18 protein-coding genes and 1 pseudogene are annotated in these 18,553 nt (G+C 33.2%); 5 read left to right on the top strand and 14 right to left on the bottom strand.

Annotated features, from left to right (window positions below; all coding sequences use genetic code 11):
- The first annotated feature begins 57 nt into the window (after positions 1-57).
- Positions 58-981, top strand: coding sequence for a GNAT family N-acetyltransferase (locus tag ACE1MS_RS10975; protein WP_227256845.1), 924 nt, complete (start codon positions 58-60; stop codon positions 979-981).
- 287 nt (positions 982-1,268) lie between these two features.
- Here the strand turns inward: ACE1MS_RS10975 and ACE1MS_RS10970 are convergent, their stop codons facing one another.
- Complete coding sequence (locus ACE1MS_RS10970) at positions 1,269-2,291, bottom strand: alpha/beta hydrolase (protein WP_031415857.1); 1,023 nt, start codon at positions 2,289-2,291, stop codon at positions 1,269-1,271.
- 886 nt (positions 2,292-3,177) lie between these two features.
- On the opposite strand from ACE1MS_RS10970, the gene ACE1MS_RS10965 reads away from it, so the two are divergent.
- Positions 3,178-3,894, top strand: coding sequence for a hypothetical protein (locus ACE1MS_RS10965; RefSeq protein WP_197149045.1), 717 nt, complete (start codon positions 3,178-3,180; stop codon positions 3,892-3,894).
- A gap of 836 nt (positions 3,895-4,730) precedes the next feature.
- On the opposite strand, the gene ACE1MS_RS10960 is transcribed toward ACE1MS_RS10965, so the two are convergent.
- The 6 genes from ACE1MS_RS10960 to ACE1MS_RS10935 all read right to left on the bottom strand — a co-directional run bounded on the left by ACE1MS_RS10960 (position 4,731) and on the right by ACE1MS_RS10935 (position 10,956).
- A complete protein-coding gene (locus tag ACE1MS_RS10960; protein ID WP_243432493.1) occupies positions 4,731-5,078 on the bottom strand; it encodes a DUF5839 family protein in 348 nt (115 codons plus the stop codon).
- A 469-nt stretch (positions 5,079-5,547) separates the two neighbouring features.
- A complete protein-coding gene (locus ACE1MS_RS10955; protein ID WP_447402955.1) occupies positions 5,548-6,729 on the bottom strand; it encodes a macrolide family glycosyltransferase in 1,182 nt (393 codons plus the stop codon).
- Entirely contained in the window at positions 6,726-7,163 is a 438-nt protein-coding gene (locus ACE1MS_RS10950) for a helix-turn-helix domain-containing protein (RefSeq protein ID WP_036161659.1), read from the bottom strand. Before ACE1MS_RS10950 ends, ACE1MS_RS10955 begins: the two co-directional genes overlap by 4 nt.
- A gap of 1,128 nt (positions 7,164-8,291) precedes the next feature.
- On the bottom strand, positions 8,292-8,624 hold the full coding sequence (locus ACE1MS_RS10945; protein ID WP_054613197.1) for a DUF4288 domain-containing protein: 333 nt from the start codon (positions 8,622-8,624) through the stop codon (positions 8,292-8,294).
- Between the two features lie 514 nt (positions 8,625-9,138).
- Positions 9,139-10,119, bottom strand: coding sequence for an epsilon-toxin family protein (locus ACE1MS_RS10940; RefSeq protein WP_012294440.1), 981 nt, complete (start codon positions 10,117-10,119; stop codon positions 9,139-9,141).
- 498 nt (positions 10,120-10,617) lie between these two features.
- Entirely contained in the window at positions 10,618-10,956 is a 339-nt protein-coding gene (locus tag ACE1MS_RS10935) for an epsilon-toxin family protein (protein WP_258858680.1), read from the bottom strand.
- Between the two features lie 1,189 nt (positions 10,957-12,145).
- On the opposite strand from ACE1MS_RS10935, the pseudogene ACE1MS_RS10930 reads away from it, so the two are divergent.
- Positions 12,146-12,505 (top strand): annotated as a pseudogene (locus ACE1MS_RS10930) (glutathione-dependent formaldehyde dehydrogenase); the annotation flags it as partial.
- 184 nt (positions 12,506-12,689) lie between these two features.
- Positions 12,690-13,346, top strand: a complete 657-nt coding sequence (locus ACE1MS_RS10925; RefSeq protein WP_012294438.1) for a response regulator transcription factor — start codon at positions 12,690-12,692, stop codon at positions 13,344-13,346.
- A 103-nt stretch (positions 13,347-13,449) separates the two neighbouring features.
- On the opposite strand, the gene ACE1MS_RS10920 is transcribed toward ACE1MS_RS10925, so the two are convergent.
- The 7 genes from ACE1MS_RS10920 to ACE1MS_RS10890 all read right to left on the bottom strand — a co-directional run bounded on the left by ACE1MS_RS10920 (position 13,450) and on the right by ACE1MS_RS10890 (position 17,932).
- Positions 13,450-13,617, bottom strand: a complete 168-nt coding sequence (locus tag ACE1MS_RS10920) for an IS3 family transposase (protein WP_080695197.1) — start codon at positions 13,615-13,617, stop codon at positions 13,450-13,452.
- Positions 13,559-13,885 carry an IS3 family transposase gene (locus tag ACE1MS_RS10915; RefSeq protein WP_012294436.1) on the bottom strand — a complete coding sequence of 109 codons (327 nt, stop codon included), beginning with the start codon at positions 13,883-13,885 and terminating at the stop codon, positions 13,559-13,561. The genes ACE1MS_RS10920 and ACE1MS_RS10915 overlap by 59 nt, the downstream gene beginning before the upstream one ends.
- A gap of 3 nt (positions 13,886-13,888) precedes the next feature.
- Positions 13,889-14,260: an IS3 family transposase gene (locus ACE1MS_RS10910; RefSeq protein ID WP_081112813.1), complete on the bottom strand. Its 372-nt coding sequence runs from the start codon at positions 14,258-14,260 to the stop codon at positions 13,889-13,891.
- A 216-nt stretch (positions 14,261-14,476) separates the two neighbouring features.
- Positions 14,477-15,109 (bottom strand): type 1 glutamine amidotransferase family protein, encoded by a 633-nt coding sequence (locus tag ACE1MS_RS10905; protein WP_012294434.1) that lies wholly within the window; start codon positions 15,107-15,109, stop codon positions 14,477-14,479.
- Between the two features lie 76 nt (positions 15,110-15,185).
- Complete coding sequence (locus ACE1MS_RS10900) at positions 15,186-16,148, bottom strand: helix-turn-helix transcriptional regulator (RefSeq protein ID WP_012294433.1); 963 nt, start codon at positions 16,146-16,148, stop codon at positions 15,186-15,188.
- Between the two features lie 307 nt (positions 16,149-16,455).
- The gene (locus ACE1MS_RS10895) at positions 16,456-16,878 is read right to left on the bottom strand and encodes a hypothetical protein (RefSeq protein ID WP_036161646.1); all 423 of its coding nucleotides are present in this window, start codon (positions 16,876-16,878) and stop codon (positions 16,456-16,458) included.
- Between the two features lie 430 nt (positions 16,879-17,308).
- Positions 17,309-17,932, bottom strand: coding sequence for a CPBP family intramembrane glutamic endopeptidase (locus ACE1MS_RS10890; protein WP_012294431.1), 624 nt, complete (start codon positions 17,930-17,932; stop codon positions 17,309-17,311).
- Between the two features lie 174 nt (positions 17,933-18,106).
- Here ACE1MS_RS10890 and ACE1MS_RS10885 point away from each other — a divergent pair, with 174 nt between their 5' ends.
- On the top strand, positions 18,107-18,553 hold the full coding sequence (locus ACE1MS_RS10885; RefSeq protein WP_012294430.1) for a LytTR family DNA-binding domain-containing protein: 447 nt from the start codon (positions 18,107-18,109) through the stop codon (positions 18,551-18,553).

Genomic DNA, 18,553 nt, shown 5'->3' with positions numbered 1-18,553 from the left:
AACGCATAGCTAGCCCTCTAAACTGCGGAACCCCCTACTATTGAGAGGGGTATTATTTTGAGCCAATCACCAACAGAATTTTTCATTCGTAACTTCGAACATGGAGATATGCCTTTACTTGGTGAGTTGTACCAATCAGTAACAGCAAAAGACAACGCGACATTTTGGTGGGTCGGGGACGAAGATAATTGGAGTAACGTTTATTGCGCATTTGAAGATGGGAAAATGGTCGCTAAGGGGCAAGTTAGCATCATTAACGTTGTTCCTCCAGGTCGTTCAAAAGAGAACAATCACTCTATATATATTAATCTGAAAACCATTTCTGAAAGAGAACAGGACATTACGTTGCTCGACAAAGTCTATCAATATCTTTTAACAAGAGCAAAGCAATTAAAGGTAACTTTACCTCAAGAATACGGAACAATACTTTGTGTAGGTAACGATTCGAAAGAAACAGCAAACAATCAGTTTTTTATCCAAAAAGGATATCTCCCTCTGAATAGTTTGTATAGCATGAATCGAGATTTGACTGAACCGGTTGTGGAGTTAAAACTTCAGGAGGAGTTTCAATTCTCACACTGGAGCATGGAGACATCTAGCGAGGAAAGAGATTACCTTAATATTGAAGCTGAAATTTGGCCAGATGCTCCACTTGGTCTTAATAGATTGTCTGAATACAAAAAAAACAAGCTATGGACATCCATGGTCATACGTCAAATAGACACTATTGTTGGCGGACTAATGACATGGCAGGAAGAAGACTACGGTGTAATTGAGGACGTTTTTGTCCGTGAACCATGGAGAAAGCGTGGAATTGCAAAGTTTACGCTTACACAGGCTTTGAAATATCTTAAGTCTCATAAGCTACAAAAAGCCACTCTCATGGTACTAACGACAAATAAATCAGCCTTATCTCTATACGAATCGGTTGGCTTTTATACGGATAAAGAAGAGATAAGATACTTCACAAAACTCAATTAGGTAACAAAAAGAGGGGTAGGCTGCCCCTTGAACTGACTCCTTCGGGTTAGACAAAACAAAAAAGCATCTTCAATTGAATTTAGGGTAATGTATCCTAATATCAATCGGAGGTGCTTATTTTTATGGGAACGAGAGGAAGTCATCGGCAAGAAGTAAAATTAAAATCAGGTGATGAAGTTACAAGGTATTTCTACAAAGGTGATGATTAATACCATGTGATGTTTTTTAGCTCACTAGTAACGGACAGAAGCCGATTTCATTAAACCAAACCTGATGTGCGTATTGAGCTATTTCCCACTATACTTCTTTATGAAGGCAAGCGTTTTCCCAAGTGTTTGTTCAGCGTGCGTAGTAGTAAAATCAAATTGATACTCATGACCTAGGTCAGAATTTGTTCCTTCAAATAAAACACTTTCTACTTCCACCCCATTCTTTTTGAGAACATCTATAAGCTCTGTTGATTGTGGGGCTAGTGGATCTGCATCTCCAACTGTCAAAAAGGTAGGTGGGTAATTAGGTGTTACATGTTTAACTGTAGACATCTCATCTATTCTAGAGTAAGACTTGAAATCTTTTGTTCCTGTATATGCCCAAAATACTGATTGGATACCTTTTTTTATTATTGGAGATGACTGAGCACCTATTTTATCCATGTTATAAACCCCACAGAATAAAAGAGCACCTTTTAACTGTTTTTTATCAACTGTAGGTTGAATATCCATTGATTTTGCTAGAGCTTCATTTGTTATTATCGCAATGGTTTGACTGGCAATTTGTGCACCTGCTGAATCACCGCCAATAAATAAATGATTCATATTGCCGCCATATTTCGAAATATTATCCTGTAAATATTTAAGAGCTTGGTTAGTTTGTATGATTGGCCCCGGATATTTTTGTACCGGTGCAATAGCATAGTTTATATTTGCTACAACATATCCTTCATTGGCTAATGCCATTCCATATTCTTGCGTTTGTTCCTTACTACCTGATACAAATGCACCACCATGTATCCACATGATAACAGGGAGTTCTTCCTTCATATTTTTCGGATAATAAATATCTAAAAGACTATTCTCAATTCCATGTTCATCATAAACAATATCTTTTTCAACATGGACTTGCCTTTTTATTGTTTCAATGTCCTTAGGGGATGCAAAAGAATCAGATTCAAAAAGCTGCTTGATAATAAAGGTATTAAGTACAGGTGTAAACTGACCAATTATAAATATAAGCAATATAGGAATGACAATAATATAAACGGGAATCATCCATCGCTTTTTTTTCTGATAAAATCTTTTTTTAGTTTTCAAATTGAATGAACACCTTACCTCACTTCATTATTATATGAAATTCACTTGACGGAAAAAGAAGAGGGTGGATACGCCCTACGTTATGCAAAAAAGATCAGCGTCCTTTAAACTCTGATTTTCCTCCTTCTTTTTTTCCGCCCACACAATATTTATCTAATTAGATGAATGAGTCTAATTTAGATATTATTGAACCTCATACAAATGAATTATATCAGATTTCAACCTTCAACCTTTAGAAGAGAATATTATGTATGTGGAATAGCAATGTGGAGTACCTAGGCTTTTTGAGTTTTTCATAATACTGTCTATATTTTGTATAAAGCTCCTTAGCTACTTCATCAATAGAATTCTTCTCAGAAACTTCTTCAGTTTCAGCATTTACCTGCGTGTGGATACAAGAATGTTGTAGAAGTATAGATATTTTTTGTATTTGTTATAATTGGCTAACCATCTAACACTCTATAAAGGTAATTTCATTTCGGTTTAACAACCTTTTTTTAAAAAAAAGTTAAAAAATTATTCACGTTCATGCATTTCAACTATACATAACATTAAAAAAAGGCAGTAACGATGAAGGACCAACCTTTGTCGTTACTGCCTTTTTTTGAATCACTAGTTATTGTGTATACGAAATTTTATATATCTTTGTTTTGACAGCGTTTTAAGGGTAGTCTTACTACCTGCAACGTGTATAAAATCGCATAACCAAACATGGTTTCACTGCAGAATTAAGATGAAACAGAAAACAAGGAATATTTAGTCATTTTTACAAACACTTTCTATTAAACCTCAATAATGTTATTATTGTAATAGTAAATAATATGAATAATTTACAATTAATAAAAAAATTTACAGTATATACTTATAAGGAAGAGGCGAAAAAATAATGATTCATAATAGTTTATTCAAAAAGACATTCACAACATTTTGCTGTTCTGCATTATTAGTTGGTGGAGTAACTATGTCGGCAATTTCTACTCAAGCAACTGAACTAACAAATGAAGAAGAATTATATTTAAATGAATTAGGATTTAATAAAGATAGTGATTTTTATAAATTACTGCATGCAATTGAGCAACTACCATCTGAAAAGCAAAGTGCTGAAGAAGTCGCAGAATGGTTATCAAACCATTCTGGTTTAACAATCACAGCTGAAGGCGAATATTTAAACTTTGGTTCCTTAGAGCAAATTGGTGAAAGTGAAGTTCAAATTCCTAATATTTCAGCTTACTCGTTTTCAGTTATAGAAATAGCTGCATGCGTCGGAGCACTTGGAGGACTTATTCCTGTAACAAAAATCCTTAAAGTTCACAAATTATTAGACACTCTTGGTGGTGCCACTAAAGTAATGCAACAAGTTCTTACAAATTATAAATATTATCGTAAAGACAAGGGGTATAGCCAAACTAAAGCTCTAAGTCAAGCTCTAGAAGATTTCTCTGTTGCTAGTAAGTTATCTTCAGCATCTAAACAATTATTTATGGATTTCTTTAATATAAGTGCAATCATAGGATCTTGTGGACCTTTATTTTCATACGAAAATAATAAACATGAAGATGAAAATTACTTCTTTAATGAACGTGCTTTAAAGAATTTAGCTTAACACTGAATGGTTAAAAGTGGAAATTTATTAATTCTACTTTTTTTCCTATACTTAAGAAGGAGTTTAACAAATGCGAAGTTACTTACTTTACTTTTTATTACTACTAATAATTCTACTAGCAATGGTTGATACTTGGGGCGAAACCAATAAAACTATTATGTATGGAGTTGCGCTTATAAGTATCGTTAGCTTAATAATTATAAAATCATCAGAAAAGAGTAAAAAATAAAAATTTCAAAAATCTAAAGACAGTAGGGACAATGTATTATCCCTACTGTCTTTAGATTTGAATAACCAATTCGTTACTCTTAATAATTATAGTTTACTTATTTTCACTTATAGTTTTTTCTTTACAATTCGAGCAAAGCAACAACAAATATAACTGCTTATTTTTTTGAAAAATAACAACTAAATATTCGTAAAGGTCATAGGAATCTCCTCCCAATGGGAGTGTGGCCACACTCCCATTGGGAACACTATTTAGAGAAAATTAAATCGCCAGAGGTCAAAAATCGGATTCCGATTTTATGCCATTAAGCACACCGAATTTTTGAAGGTGCGTAGAAGGGCACTCTGAAATTTAATGGTGATTATTCTGGCTACCCTTACAACAAAATTTCATTCCTTTTTCAACCGGTATACCTATCATTTCGTTCTCCATATAGTTCTACTTTGTTATGTATACAATATCAAACCCTCCCGTATACCGTTCCAACCCAAGTGCGACGCGCTTTTCGAGTGTGCTGTAGCACACTCTTAATCCTGCACGTTATACTTGGCTCTTTTCACGCAACTAAGATAACTCTTAGTACCCGATCCTTGCATGTTGTAAAAACTTATACTTTTTGGGATACTTTTTCCAAAAGCCCTCTAATTCTTTTATATTGTTTTCCTGTCTCTTCAATCTCTTCCCTAAAAACTTCTGTTACTAAGATACGTGCAATTGGTTTTCCGACATTAACAATATCACCTGGTTGGATGTTTAAATCAAGTAAATACTTAGGGATATGCCATGTGTACTTTTTAGGATTGATTTTAACATATTGATCACTGGCTGAAATGGCTGCATCTAATGAGTGATATTTGATTGTTTCTAAATAGCCGTGAGACAACCCTAACTTGTCCTCTGCTTTGATTTTTTTCAATGACTCATATATAACACCTACAAAGGCTTTAAAGCCCATTAAAAAACCTGTACGGGTTTGATAAAGTTTTTTTTAACGATTGTAAAGATTACTTTTCTTATCAGACGCCTGCTTAGTAGACTTCTTTATATCTTTTATTGTTATCATTTAAAAAACTGCTGTACGGTCTGGTAAAATTTAAAACTGGGGCAAAAAGCCTCAATGCGGTGCTTACCTACAGACTGAAAACTCGCACCAGCATATTGAGTACATTAATGGTCTGTTTCACCGTTGATTTAGCAGAGTCTTTTACTTCTATGATATTATCTCGAATATCATGGGTTAGCCCAGTTACTTTGTCATCCAATTTTTGTTTGAAGATTACAGAATAGTAAATTCCCACAGCGTTAAAGTACGTTATTCTATAATCTGACCCTTTAGATGAAGAAAGACGCATTCCTTAATAAAGAAATGCGCCTGCTTCTTGAAGTTTTGTTCACCATATAAACTTTTGCAAAATACAAAGGCGTTAGGATTTCTCTCCAATTATACTCAGGATCACATTAGCTGCTTCTAACGCACCACCAGCTTTCCTAAAGCTTTCTGACAGTTTCTGCGCTTCTTCCTGGTATACTCGATTTGTAAGCACTTCAGCTACCGCTGTTGCTAAATCCTTTGGAGTTTTTCTTTTAAGTTTTACTCCTGCCCCGAGCTGGGCAACTCGGTCAGCTACCATTCTTTGTTCGCTATGTTGCGGAAATAAAACCATTGGAACTCCAAAAAATAGACTTTCATTCGTACTATTCATCCCGCAGTGGGTAATAAATACATCTGCTTTCTGTAATACCGAGATCTGATCCACAGCGTTTTTCACTATGAAATTTTCTGGTACGCTATCAAGAGACGAAATCTCCGTTTTTTCTCCGACTGACATCACAACATCATAGTCTGTCTTCCCAAATGCTTTGAGACAGTTTTGGTAAAAATCCTGATTCTGATTTAGTATAGTTCCAAGAGAGATGTAGATTACTTTTCTACCTCTTTTATCATTCTGTATCGGTATAGACTGCTTTATGGACGGTCCAACAAAGGCATAGCGCTCAGAAAAGGTATCCGCCATTGGCTGAAATTCTTTCGAAGTGTAAACAATGGTGTCCGTTTCATTATCATTTTGAACTAACGATACAAAATTCTCTACTCGATAACCATGATCATTTAATAGTTTAATTTTTCTGTTAATTCTTCGCATGCCTAGAATCATTCTCCAGACTTCCATGAAACTCCGCTTCATTAGTTTTGCTGTATACTGATTAAAGGCAAACGAAGTAGTCGAACAAATATATGGAATTCCTAGTTTCTCAGCAAATAATTTTCCCCAAATACATAAAGAGTCAGATACAATGCAGTCTGGCTGAATATCCCTTAATTCTTTACACACCTTTTTATCCAAAGCAATCGTTATATCCGCAGCCATTTCAATTAATGCTGCAAAATCTTTGCCAACCTTACGATCCAATTCTATATGTGTAACTTTAGGTAAGAATTCATCACAAGCCATAAAAAAAGCACCAGTGTCTTCTATTTTGCCCTGAAATTCTAAAAAGGAATAATACCAAACTTGATGACCTTTCTTTATTAATTCGTTTACTACCGGAATAGTGGGGTTGGTGTGACCATGTGCGGGTAACGAAAAAAAGATGATTTTACTCATTCACTCTCATCCTTGGATTCCGCATTTCGAATCATCTCTGCAAATTCTAGGAAGCCGTCACTTTTTAAGACAGCGATTCCTTTTGTCGCATCCTCTCCCAAAACAACCAGTTTATCACCTGCATGAATCTGATACATTTCACGTGCATGTTTTGGAATTACAATCTGTCCGCGTTCTCCTACCTTCACAACACCAAAGAACTGCTTCCCTTTAGGACTAATCCGATTTGCTTCTTCTTCATTCAAATTTTGGGATAATTGATCTATGGTTACTTGAAAAATATCACCGAGCATTTTGAATTTGTAAATATCAGGTATAGCCTCCCCATTTTCCCACTTCGCTATGGTCTGCCGTGATACGTTTACCTTTTCAGCCAATTGTTCTTGACTTAGTTTATGCCTTTTACGCAAAACACGAATATTCATACCAATCATGTTTTTCATCTCCTTTTATTTTTATAATATAGAGGATTTAAGGAGATATCTATCAACAGTTCATAACATTTCTTGTTAAATATTGTGGCAAATATTCATACGCAAGAAAGATACCCTATCGATATTCGATGGTTATTCCATGATCTGACCCGTTTGTGGAACAATTAAAAAATCCTGCATGCCAACACAGGATTTTACTTAAAACTGTTTATTAACGTTGTGACTTTATTTCATATCTACATTCATTTTTCTAATTGCCTTTTAATTGAGTAAACAGTGTTCCTAGAAAGACCTGTTTTTCTGTGAATATTCACTACTGATTCATTTTGTTTTAATAATTGGACACAACGTTCTAACCAAGTAAGGATGGGGGTAAAAATAGAAGTTTAATTTTTGATGTAGTTTATTAGAAAACCAATCTAAATGTTGGTATTACATCGCTTAGATTGGTTTTCTGTTGGATACAAACTTTCTTTATTTTACGCATCGTTGTATGTAATTCCTATTTTATCGTGAACTAATAACTAGTTATATCCCAGTCTCAAATAGTATGTTTTCTAAATGCTTTTTTCAATATATCTGAAAAACCTAAAATTAAAACAACTAGGGAAAGCCTGATTTGTTGCTCTATATCTAAATTATTTAAATAAAAATAAAAGATAAGGCAGGCAATAATAGTAAACCTAATATTTTAAACCTTTTATACTTATTATCTTTATCTAACAAAGATAGAATCCAATCTCATAGCAGATGGCTCCTTACATTCTTATGTCTACTCTAAAAAGCAGTATTTTTAGCATGGTGGTTTTTGTGTTTTTTATAACTATTATTAAGAATATTATAATTAACTTTACTTGAACAGATAATATTCTCTTTATATATTAACTCAAAAGTCCATTCACCAAGAATAAGTTTTGAGCTTGTTTTTAATACAGCATAAATAAAAAGAGCAGCTATAAATTGCTCTGCTCTCTCACAATATCTTGTTTCAACACTTCAGGACAATGATAACGCTAATACCCCGCTTATACTCCAGATAATTAATATAAATGATAGAGTGTTGAAGAAATAGATGTTTCTTTATTGAAATAAAAAGGGGCAACAGTATTAAATACTGTTGCCCTTTTTTTATTTATCAAGGGAATATAATTTTATGACTTCATCTGCAGTAATTGGTTTATCGAAAGGTAAAAAGCGACTATAAACTTCTTTGAAATTCATATCTCCTTCGAATTGATCAACAGTTTCAAATATATCAAGTATTTTTACAAGACTCCATGTAGTTTGCCCACCATCTGCATTTTTGTAAGTATCATCAACAAATTTTTGGCGGATTTTTATTTCTGCTTCATCGGAATTTTGAGCTTCTACCAATATGATAATTTCTTCGAATGTTTTAGATGAATGGGTGTTTGGTATTACAGTAGATTCTAATAATATTTTCACTGAATATATCTTCATAATTTATACCCCTAAACTATTTAATTATTTTTTAAAGCGATTATCATTTAACAATTTTTTTGCTTTTTTTGCTGCAGCATTGCCGTTGTTGGCATCTTTTTCGATTTCATTGAGAGTTTTTCCGTAATATTCCCCTGGGAATTCACTTCTAATAGAGCCTTTTCTGTTCTTAGAAATATATTCGTCTGCTGTCTCTTTTTCTATGAACGAATTTATACAGTCTCCAATTCAAGTTCCTACTTTATAAGTGGCCAAACCTACTGTGAAGATTCCTGTTCCAATTACGAGGGCTTGTCCTATACCTGGTACAAAATATAGAACTCCGATAGCAGCTGCAGGAGTATGTTTTTTCATCTGTCTACGAAATGGGAGTAGTAGGTCTTCTAATATCTTATATCTTTTTTATGTCGCACCTTTTAGACCAATTTCCTGAATGTTAATATTCAATTTATTTATTACAATAAATGTATAAATCACTTAATTATCCACAACATATATAACTTTATTTATATATTTACTCGGAAATTATTGTGGGACTTACCATCAAATTCTCGGTCTTTATAACTTCATTACTTTTTGTGCTTATATATTCAACTTGAACATTAAATAGACTTCCGTATTCTGATTCGAAGCGTCCCTTTCCACTAGCTAAAAAATAATCAGGGTTATTGACACTTCTTGATATTATTTTAATATCTGGAAATTCATGAGTTCCAGATAATTTAGCTTGATTGTAAGCCTCTTCATAAATCGAACCGAGAGATACCCACTTAAGTCCTCCCATACTAGAAATTGGAAGCTCCTCATAACCAAATTTTTCTTTATTTAATCCAACTTCTGCATAAATATCCATTTCACCCTTGATTTTTTTAATTTCTAATACAGCAACTACTCTAGCAATAGTATGTGGTGGAACAACAATAGATTGAGAAGGAGCAACATATTCTACAGTTTCCGAAGTCTCATTTGCCTGACTACTACTAAAATTATATTCTGCCTTTAGTGTGATTTTACCTTCTGCTAGAAAAGGTATCCCTGTTGCCAGACTGGTTTCAGTACCAAACATAAATCCATGTTCAGTTGTAGCCGTTGTAGTATTTGAAAATGATTTGCGAAATTCCTGCGAGCTTAACGTTTGATCCCTATCGGTATCATTTCGTAAGTCACTTTGACCAGCCCAAAGAGGATTTTGACTAATTACTTGAGGTTCCATAGATAATTTACCATAGGTATTTTTTACTTCAAAGTCAATATTTTCTGGGTGTTTACCAATTGAACCTAGCCCATTAGAAGTCAAATATCTGCCGTAGTAATTAACTAGGAACCTTGAACCATTTGCTGCATCTGGAAAGCTATTTTTAACGGGACTAAAATTTGCTATACTTTGATTCTCTTTAACATTACTATCTCCATTTGCCGCCATTGCTATTGGTGATGAAAGTAAACTTAGACCAATAGTAGCTCCCATTAATATTACTTTTGCTTTGTTTTTCATAATTTCTCCTCCAATTTTAGTATGTATAATTTAGCGTATGGCTACATACTAAGTTTAGTTGTTATTATTTTTGGATTAATAAACAAAAAATATTAATTTTATAATACATAATCCATAAAAATTAATAATTGGTAGAATAATATAATTTTTAATTGAATGTTCAGTAATGGAATATCTACAGTATGATTGGGGCTTGAAGTGGTATGGTTTTAATTCATTCATCTCACCCAGTACTGTACAAGACATGATTAAAAGATATTAACCTTTTGTGGAAAAACTATAACAGAAACTGAACGGAAATAAGAGCAGAGAATTTACATACTTAGTACTATACCTCATACTGATGGGCAACTCCCCAAATTCAGTATAATGGTAGCGTCTAAACTAAAACCGTAGTGAACGAGGTGAAGGCCCCATAACTTTCGATGTTATCAAACACAAATAATAGAACTAAGAATAAATAAGCACTGATTTACAATGTTTTTTAGTTTATAGGAATTATTTTTGTTTCGACAAATGCCTGTATATTTTATTTGGTGGAACTTTAACAGCTTGTGAATTGGCAGTAATGGTGCTTGTTGTACTAATTGTAGTGGACAAATTAAATTCAAGGATTGCAGATACCTCACCCTCTGCTACAAAAGGAATACCAACTTTGCCTTTTGTAGTAATGGATGATTTGAATCCACTTTCTATGGAAGTGGATGTACTTTTGGTAATTGATTCACTAAAAGAAGTAATATTAAATGTCTGTTCTTGCTCTGAATTATTTATAAAAGTATTTTCTCCCATAAATATAGGTACCACATTTGTAACATTATTTTGTTTGAAATTTATTCCAGAGTATTCAACATCTTCACCGAATACAGGAGTACGAAGATATGGTATAAAACCAGCTATGGGTGGAATCGGCTCCTTGTGGACCTGTGTTTTCCATATTTAGAATATTATTTCTATGCTCTTGAACTTCAGCAGCTTTGACAATATTAGGAATAAGACCACTACCTAATAAAGTAACATTATTAATCCACTAGATACATATTTTCTTTTTATTCTAGAATCACATCCTAATAATTTATTTATTAATAGTTTATTAGATTTCACAGTATTTTACAAATTGTCCATAAACATACTCAAAAGAGGCTCATAATGTGGGGTTTTTCTTACTTTTTCACACTTTGTATTATAAATAATATTGAAATCAACGTGATAATACTTAATTAGAGCAGTAAAAAAATAAAATTCTTCATCAAATGACACATTTTTTTATGTAATTATGAAGTTTTTAATGGAGTAACTTTGTATGTTAAGCAATCTGGGACCCGATGGGGTAATGATTTGCAGTAAGCGTGGGGGGCACTGAAGAGTTCCGGAGTAACTTACACTTTAATACCTCCAATAAGGTTACACTATTGTACCTCTCTTCCTTATTCTAAATAGTCTTGTTTTCTCAGGATATATTTCTTATTTTAAAGTCTCTCATTCTTAGATTAAGTTTAGCTAGAATCTCTATTGTTTCAGTTGTTGCTTGCAATATGGCATCATTGGTCAAATGGTGCTTTCAGGATTTGATTTGTTGGAGCCACCCATATATCAAAAGTATAATGCAAAAACAGATTCGCTAAAAAGGACTTAGTAAACAACATCTGGGTGTAACCTCAGTTCGGTCAATTTTTTTCTTTTTATTTGATAAATTGCGCTTTGATTCCATCTTTTAATGTAGAATAGTATCAGGTTTAATTACATACTAACGTACTGCTTGCATAATAAATTTTTGAACAATATTATCGAACAGTAATGAACTCTATTACATAAGCAAAATACCAACAATGATTTCCCTTCGATTTTTATTGAATTTGGATAGGCTACTACCAACAACCCGATCCAACCGTTGACAAAGATATATGCTTTCAAGTTCTGTTTATAATTATTGTATAAGTCTATTTTAACTACTTAATATGGACAATCTTCTTAATTAAAACTATTCATTCCCCCATACCTGAATTTCCCCTACTCCCCCTCTTTCAAAATGACGCCTCTCGAATTTCTTTCAAGTGGCGTAAAACTTCAAAGTGGTGCTATGGGAGCTATCGTCACAGCCAGTCAAGCTGTACGTAAAGGAGGAACTATCCAAATTACAGGTGTATATGGAGGTCGATACAACGCCTTCCCACTCGGAGATATGTTCCAGCGTAATGTAGCGATTCGTACTGGACAAGCCCTAGTTGTTCATATCATGCCTCATGTCTATAACTTAATCGCAGATGGTAAAGTGAACGCAGGTGATATCATTACACACGTCCTCCCTCTTGAAAAAGCAAAACATGGTTATGAAATATTTGATACAAAACAGGAAGACTGTATTAAAGTGGTTTTAAAACCCTAAATATAGCGTTTTGGTACTTTTGTCTCTCTATTGCAAAAGTACCTTTTTCAATAGATCCGGGGCATTGAATCATTCTTAAAAACCACTACCACCTATTTTAAATGAGTAATTTTGTAGAAAATCTAGGTTTCTCCACATAAACTACAGATAGCGTGGTTATAATGTCAAACTAGGGGGATATCAAATGAACTATAAAATTTTTGCAGTAGTAGACGATTTAAAAGTTCAAGAATTAATTAAGCAGTTTTTGATGACACATAATTATTATGTAGAAGTAGTATCTGATGCAGACGAGGGAATAAAGAGACTAAAATCCCAATCCTATGATTTGATTCTCCTCGATATAAAAATGCCCAAAAGGTATGAAGTGGTCAAAATGTTTCGCAGTCAATTTAATATACCCATTATATTTCTAACTGCTTTAGAAGAAGAACTAGGTAAAATAAAAGGCTTTGATCCTGGGATTAACGATTACATAACTAAGCCATTTCCATTTCATGTGTTGATTAGACGAGTACAAGCAGTACTTAGAAGAAGCAATAATACAAATCTCGAAAATTATTTGTATTTTAATCAACTTCAAGTTGATTGTAAAAGAATTAAAGTTTATGTAAATAAAGAGGAAATACAGTTAACCACAAAAGAATTTAAAATTTTACAGCTACTACTTCGTAACGAGAAAAAGGTTCTTACTAGAAATACCATTATACAAAAGGTTTGGGATTATGAATATTCAGGAGAAACACGGAAGATTGATGCCCATATAAAAAATATAAGAAAAAAGTTAAATATACCCTATATTAAAACAGTAAGAGGTATCGGATACAAAATTGATGAATAGCATTGTAGAATCATGAAGAGGAATTCAATCAAACGATTTAAAACCACGCCTTTATATTTGAACTGCTCCCTGTCAAGTAGACAGTGGAAATAATAAAAAGCTTTTAAGCGGCTTTAGCCCTGTATTCTAATGGGCTTAAGCCGTTTAATCGTTCTTGGTATCTATCGTTATTGTAAAACTGGATATAATCCTCAATCGCTTGTTGTAACGCTTCAAATGTTTGGTGTGTACTGATAGCAACGATCACTATGAAGTAACGGTTGTTCTCCATCTTTTAAAGTAAGCATTGCTAAATCAAACGTCTTAAATACCAATTCATTATTATTTGAATGCCCCAATACATAACTGATAATAGAGCCATCGTAAAGATCTAGAATAGCGCTTAAATAAGCTTTCTTTCCATTTCCTAATTTGAACTCCGTCACATCTGTTACCCATTTTTCGTTGGGTTTTCTTGCAGTAAATTCACGATTTAATCGATTTTCAGCGACATGTTGTGCAGGTGAAGAAACATATCGCTTTCTTTTTCGACGAATCACGGATTATAAACCACTTATTTGCATTAATCGATAAATACGTTTGTGATTGAGCTTTTTATTGTATTTACGATTGATATTTAAAGTCATTCTTCGATATCCATAAATTTCTTCGACTTGTCGATAAATAGCTTGGATATCCTGAAGAATCGCTTTATTCTCTAGCTCTCTAACTGTTGGCGTACGTTGTAGCCATTTATAATAGGCAGCACGAGATAAACCGGCAATATCACATAAAAGGATTACTGGCAGATTTTCTTTCGCATGTAACTCTTGAATCGCTCTATATTTATTTTGTAAACGAACGCTTGTTAACGATTCCTCCTTTCGAGTTCTTCCAACTTTTTTTAAAAGGCATTTTCTCACGTAATCGTTCATTTTCACGTTCTAAACGTTTCATTTCTAGCTTGAATTTTTCTTCAGCTGTTAACTCCTGTTCTTCTTTCTTACGACCACGTTTATCCTGCAGAGCCTCTTCACCATATTTACTTACATAAACATATTTAAGTAATATACAAAAACCATGCTTTGACATTGTGTCTAAAGCATGGTTTTTATTTGAACTAATATAAAACTGCTAAGTTGATTTTTAGATCAGCTATTTATTGAATTCATTAACTGGAAGAAGTATTCAGTTTTATGAGTCTTATTTAGGTTATACCATGAATGCAATGTGTCAGGTGTAAATACATCTAATTTTTTCAGTACTTCCATAGTAAATTCTAGAGGTGCTACCCCTGATGCAGTAATTAAATTCACACCTGATACCGCAGGTCCCATCTCATGAAATTTTTCTCCTTTATAATTAGGACAGACCATTTTAATATACTCTAAGTCATTGCTTGTGTGTTTTCTAGAATCTAAGTATCCCATATTCGCAAGAGCCTCAGTTGCACCACAAATTGCAGCAACAATAGTACCAAGTTTTAAAGCTTCGCCAATTCTTCTTAAGATCGGTTGATGAATATCTTCTCTCCAAGTAGTCCCACCAGGTAAGACTAAAAGATCTTTACTCTTAAGCGTACATTCATCAAGAGAAATATCTGGTTGTATGCTCAGTCCTCCCATTGTAGTAATCATTTCTTTATTAGCTCCTACTGTAACTACTCTTAATGGGGCTAAATCTTTTTTGAAATATCTCCCTGAGTTTAGTTCAGCAATTAAATATCCATATTCCCAGTCTGACATTGTATTAAAAACATAAAGATAAACTTTTTTTGTTTGCATTAAATAACTCTCCTATCCGAATTGATATGCCTAGTATAATACAACTTCCCTGACACCTAACGTCAGGGAAGTTGTATTATACTTGATGAAATTTTATTAATTCCGACAGAACTTCAATAAGTCTTTTCTTAAGACTTATTGGCTCAATAACTTGAATAGATTTACCATACGGTAAAAGTAAATATGGTACATATGTATGTATAATATCCTTTTCAAGAAGAAATACTGCTTGATTAGAAGTACGTTCTTGTAAATAATGTCCTAAAAACCAATGTTGGCAAATATCTCCCAACGTCCCTGTATTCCCATTAATAACTAAAGAAGTAATCCCTTCCTTATCTTCTATAGTTGGAAGGAGGTTTTTCATAAAAAAGTCACTTGCTGAAAAATTTTCTGGCCGGTTAAACTTATTTTCGGTTAGCATTAGACTTTCAATTCGATCAATTCTAAAACTACGGATATCATTCCTAAGATGACAAAATCCAATCACATACCACTTATTATTCCAATAGATAATTCTGTACGGATCGACCAATCTATAATTTAATTGCTTTTCGCCACTTTTATGGTAAAGAATTTTTACTGAGTACCCGTCAGCTACGGCCTGCTCCAACTCCTTCAAAAAAGGTTCCAGAGAGAGTGAACCTAATCGACTTATTACTTCAAGACTAGTTAAATGTTGATTTATCTTTGTTTCCTGCTCTTGATTTGAGTATTTACTTAGTTTTGAAATGGCCCTATTTAGTGCTTCACCTCCATAATATCCGGCTTCTTCTGCAAAAACAGCAGCGTGGAATAGTGAAGTTTGCTCCTCAAAATCAAAAAAAAGAGGAACTTCAATAAAATTATTTAATAATGTATATCCACCGTTATGTCCTGTGTCTGAAATTATTGGTACACCACTTGTTGAAAGTGTATCAATATAACGATAAACAGTCCTTATATTCATCTCTAACTTTTCTGCAATTTGTTTTGCAGTAATTTTTTCACCTGAACTAAGCATCCATATAATTGCTAACATATTGTCAATTTTAGGCATATAAATCCACCTCTATTTGGAATTTACTATCTATCATATAAGTTTATTTTACTTAATTAGTAAAAATAAATTTTACATTTATCATTAGAATTTAACTTATTTCCATGAATTAGACAATTCTGTCTTGTTAATTTAAGTATAATTCTTCATAATCTAATTCTATTTTTGGGCATAACTCATCAACTGTGTTATTCAACAATCTGGCTCGGAGGTTGAACAACAAGTTAAAAAACACTCTTCAACTAAATGCCTCGTTAGTTTAGTAAGTTCAACAAAAAGAAGGCTAATTTTATTTTAAGTTGAATCTTTAGTTTTCTATGCGGATAAAGTATTTTTCATAAATATCTATTGCATCAATCTGTAGATTATTTAAGTTAATTTTCAAATCACCCTCACGCTCTTCATCTTCTTCACCCAACCAACAAATATAAACTTCACAATAATCACCTTGTGGAAGTAACTCTTTTAGTAAGTGACATAAATAGAGAAAAGTCTTTTTGGATTTTTTGTAGTTATGTGGTGAATGCATCTTTTGATATTCATTCATTTGCCAAATAGGCTTACCTTTCTCAGAAACTTCATAAATATAGGGCGTAGTAAAATGCTTCTGTTTAACTACATTACGATTTTCTTGATCTGAGAAAACGTAATCAATTTCAACTTCATCCTTTGTATAATACTCATTAAGTTTTACTGAAAAATTCAAACCAATATAGGTTGCCATACTCATTTTAATAAACTCCTTTTATAGGGTGACTTTTATAACGCTTCACTATACTATCAGCCTCTTCTTCAACTAAACTGCCCCGTTAGTTCAATAAGAGAAAAGAGCTACATTATGCAGCTCAATGATCTTCAAGTAAAGCTCCCTTTAATGGAATAACTAAAATATGGGCTTATTCCTAAAATCGCTTATAGCTTGTTGAACTAAATCACTCCGTTAGCCATCACGTCGGGTAAAATCGATGCTTCATCACAGAAAATGAAAGATTACTCCGTTTTTTTTATAGGAATTCAAGAGCTTAGATTAAACAACTGAACCTCATAGGTCCTGAAAAAACTTCAAATTTGCTAACAGTGGTAAATTAAATAACCTTTTCCCATAAAATTATTTAATATCGAGAGGCGAAATTACACAACATCCCTCTCAATTATTACCATTAATTTTTATTTAGCTGCCATTTCCCTGAAATAGCAGCTAGCATCAACCATGGCTCTATTACCATATTGATTAGAATATGGGCTACAATTGGTGCAAAGGTGCTCCTTCCAGTATAAATATAGAGCATAGCAAGTAGACAACCTAAGATTGTCGTTGAAAGAATTGCTGGAAGCGCAATTTTCATCTCTCCTCGCAATAACACCCATGCGCCATGAGCAATTCCAAACGCAATTCCTGAGATTATTACTTGTGAAAGATTTGAAAATCCAATAGATAATACATACTCCATGAGCAAATGTCTAAATACGACTTCTTCTACTATTCCACTTACAATAGCAGCCCATATACCAATCAATTTAAGCCAAGAAAATGTAAACAAATTGCTTTTTACTAAAGGTATTGCAGAAATTGTATAGGAAATATACCCGATTACGATGAATGCAGTGAAAAACCACATAGGTAAGTTCAAGTGCAGTTCCAGAGAATAGCCCAACCCATTCTCAATAAATTTTTTAGGATTAGTTACATACCAATAAATAACACTTAATGAAAGCATACTTGATATGCTTGCTAATATCCATCCTGCCTTTCTTTGCTCTTTTAGCGTTGTGATCTCGTTCATATTAACTGTCCCCTTATATTAAATTAATGTTTCTAAGGCCTAATATAACGACATCAAAGTTTAGCAACAATACGTTACATGTAACATGTCTTTATTGAAAGGTGAAATGCTTTTTATGGATGACAACCTGCATTATTCGATTTGTAATTTATGGTATATTTTTATAGAGAGGTGATGGAGTTGAAGATAGACATAAAAATTGATCCACAAATTGATGAACCCTACATAACAATCTGCGTTTCTAAATTAACGCCAACTATACAGGCTGCAATCTCACTCTTACAACAAGAAGAACAACAAATTTTAACAGGGACCGCTAACAATAAAGTGCATATTATCGAGCCTAATTCTGTTATAGCTATTAGGACGGAAGGCAAAGATTTAGTACTATATAGCGACGATGGTAATCGTGTACTTATGAATAAACCTTTGTACGAGTTAGAGCAGCAACTAGGGGAAGGATTTATTCGGATTTCTAAATCTGCCATCATTAATCCTAGAAAAATCAGAAATATTGAAGCTTCCTTTAATGGCACAATGGAAATCGAGCTTACTTTAGGAATAAAAGAAGTCATTTCACGCAATTATAAAAAATCATTTAAAGAGCGCTTGGGGGTATAA

The organism is Lysinibacillus sp. fkY74-1 (genome assembly GCF_053165895.1).
This window is presented reverse-complemented; position numbering and strand designations above follow the sequence as displayed.

Coding starts and splice junctions, on each gene's coding strand:
- ACE1MS_RS10940 (WP_012294440.1), bottom strand. CDS start 10,119: ATGAAAAACAAAGCAAAAGTAATATTAATGGGAGCTACTATTGGTCTA.
- ACE1MS_RS10950 (WP_036161659.1), bottom strand. CDS start 7,163: ATGATTGGTATGAATATTCGTGTTTTGCGTAAAAGGCATAAACTAAGT.
- ACE1MS_RS10945 (WP_054613197.1), bottom strand. CDS start 8,624: ATGAAGATATATTCAGTGAAAATATTATTAGAATCTACTGTAATACCA.
- ACE1MS_RS10900 (WP_012294433.1), bottom strand. CDS start 16,148: ATGCCTAAAATTGACAATATGTTAGCAATTATATGGATGCTTAGTTCA.
- ACE1MS_RS10895 (WP_036161646.1), bottom strand. CDS start 16,878: ATGAGTATGGCAACCTATATTGGTTTGAATTTTTCAGTAAAACTTAAT.
- ACE1MS_RS10885 (WP_012294430.1), top strand. CDS start 18,107: ATGGAGTTGAAGATAGACATAAAAATTGATCCACAAATTGATGAACCC.
- ACE1MS_RS10910 (WP_081112813.1), bottom strand. CDS start 14,260: ATGAACGATTACGTGAGAAAATGCCTTTTAAAAAAAGTTGGAAGAACT.
- ACE1MS_RS10965 (WP_197149045.1), top strand. CDS start 3,178: ATGATTCATAATAGTTTATTCAAAAAGACATTCACAACATTTTGCTGT.
- ACE1MS_RS10960 (WP_243432493.1), bottom strand. CDS start 5,078: ATGGGCTTTAAAGCCTTTGTAGGTGTTATATATGAGTCATTGAAAAAA.
- ACE1MS_RS10955 (WP_447402955.1), bottom strand. CDS start 6,729: ATGAGTAAAATCATCTTTTTTTCGTTACCCGCACATGGTCACACCAAC.
- ACE1MS_RS10890 (WP_012294431.1), bottom strand. CDS start 17,932: ATGAACGAGATCACAACGCTAAAAGAGCAAAGAAAGGCAGGATGGATA.
- ACE1MS_RS10925 (WP_012294438.1), top strand. CDS start 12,690: ATGAACTATAAAATTTTTGCAGTAGTAGACGATTTAAAAGTTCAAGAA.
- ACE1MS_RS10920 (WP_080695197.1), bottom strand. CDS start 13,617: ATGGAGAACAACCGTTACTTCATAGTGATCGTTGCTATCAGTACACAC.
- ACE1MS_RS10905 (WP_012294434.1), bottom strand. CDS start 15,109: ATGCAAACAAAAAAAGTTTATCTTTATGTTTTTAATACAATGTCAGAC.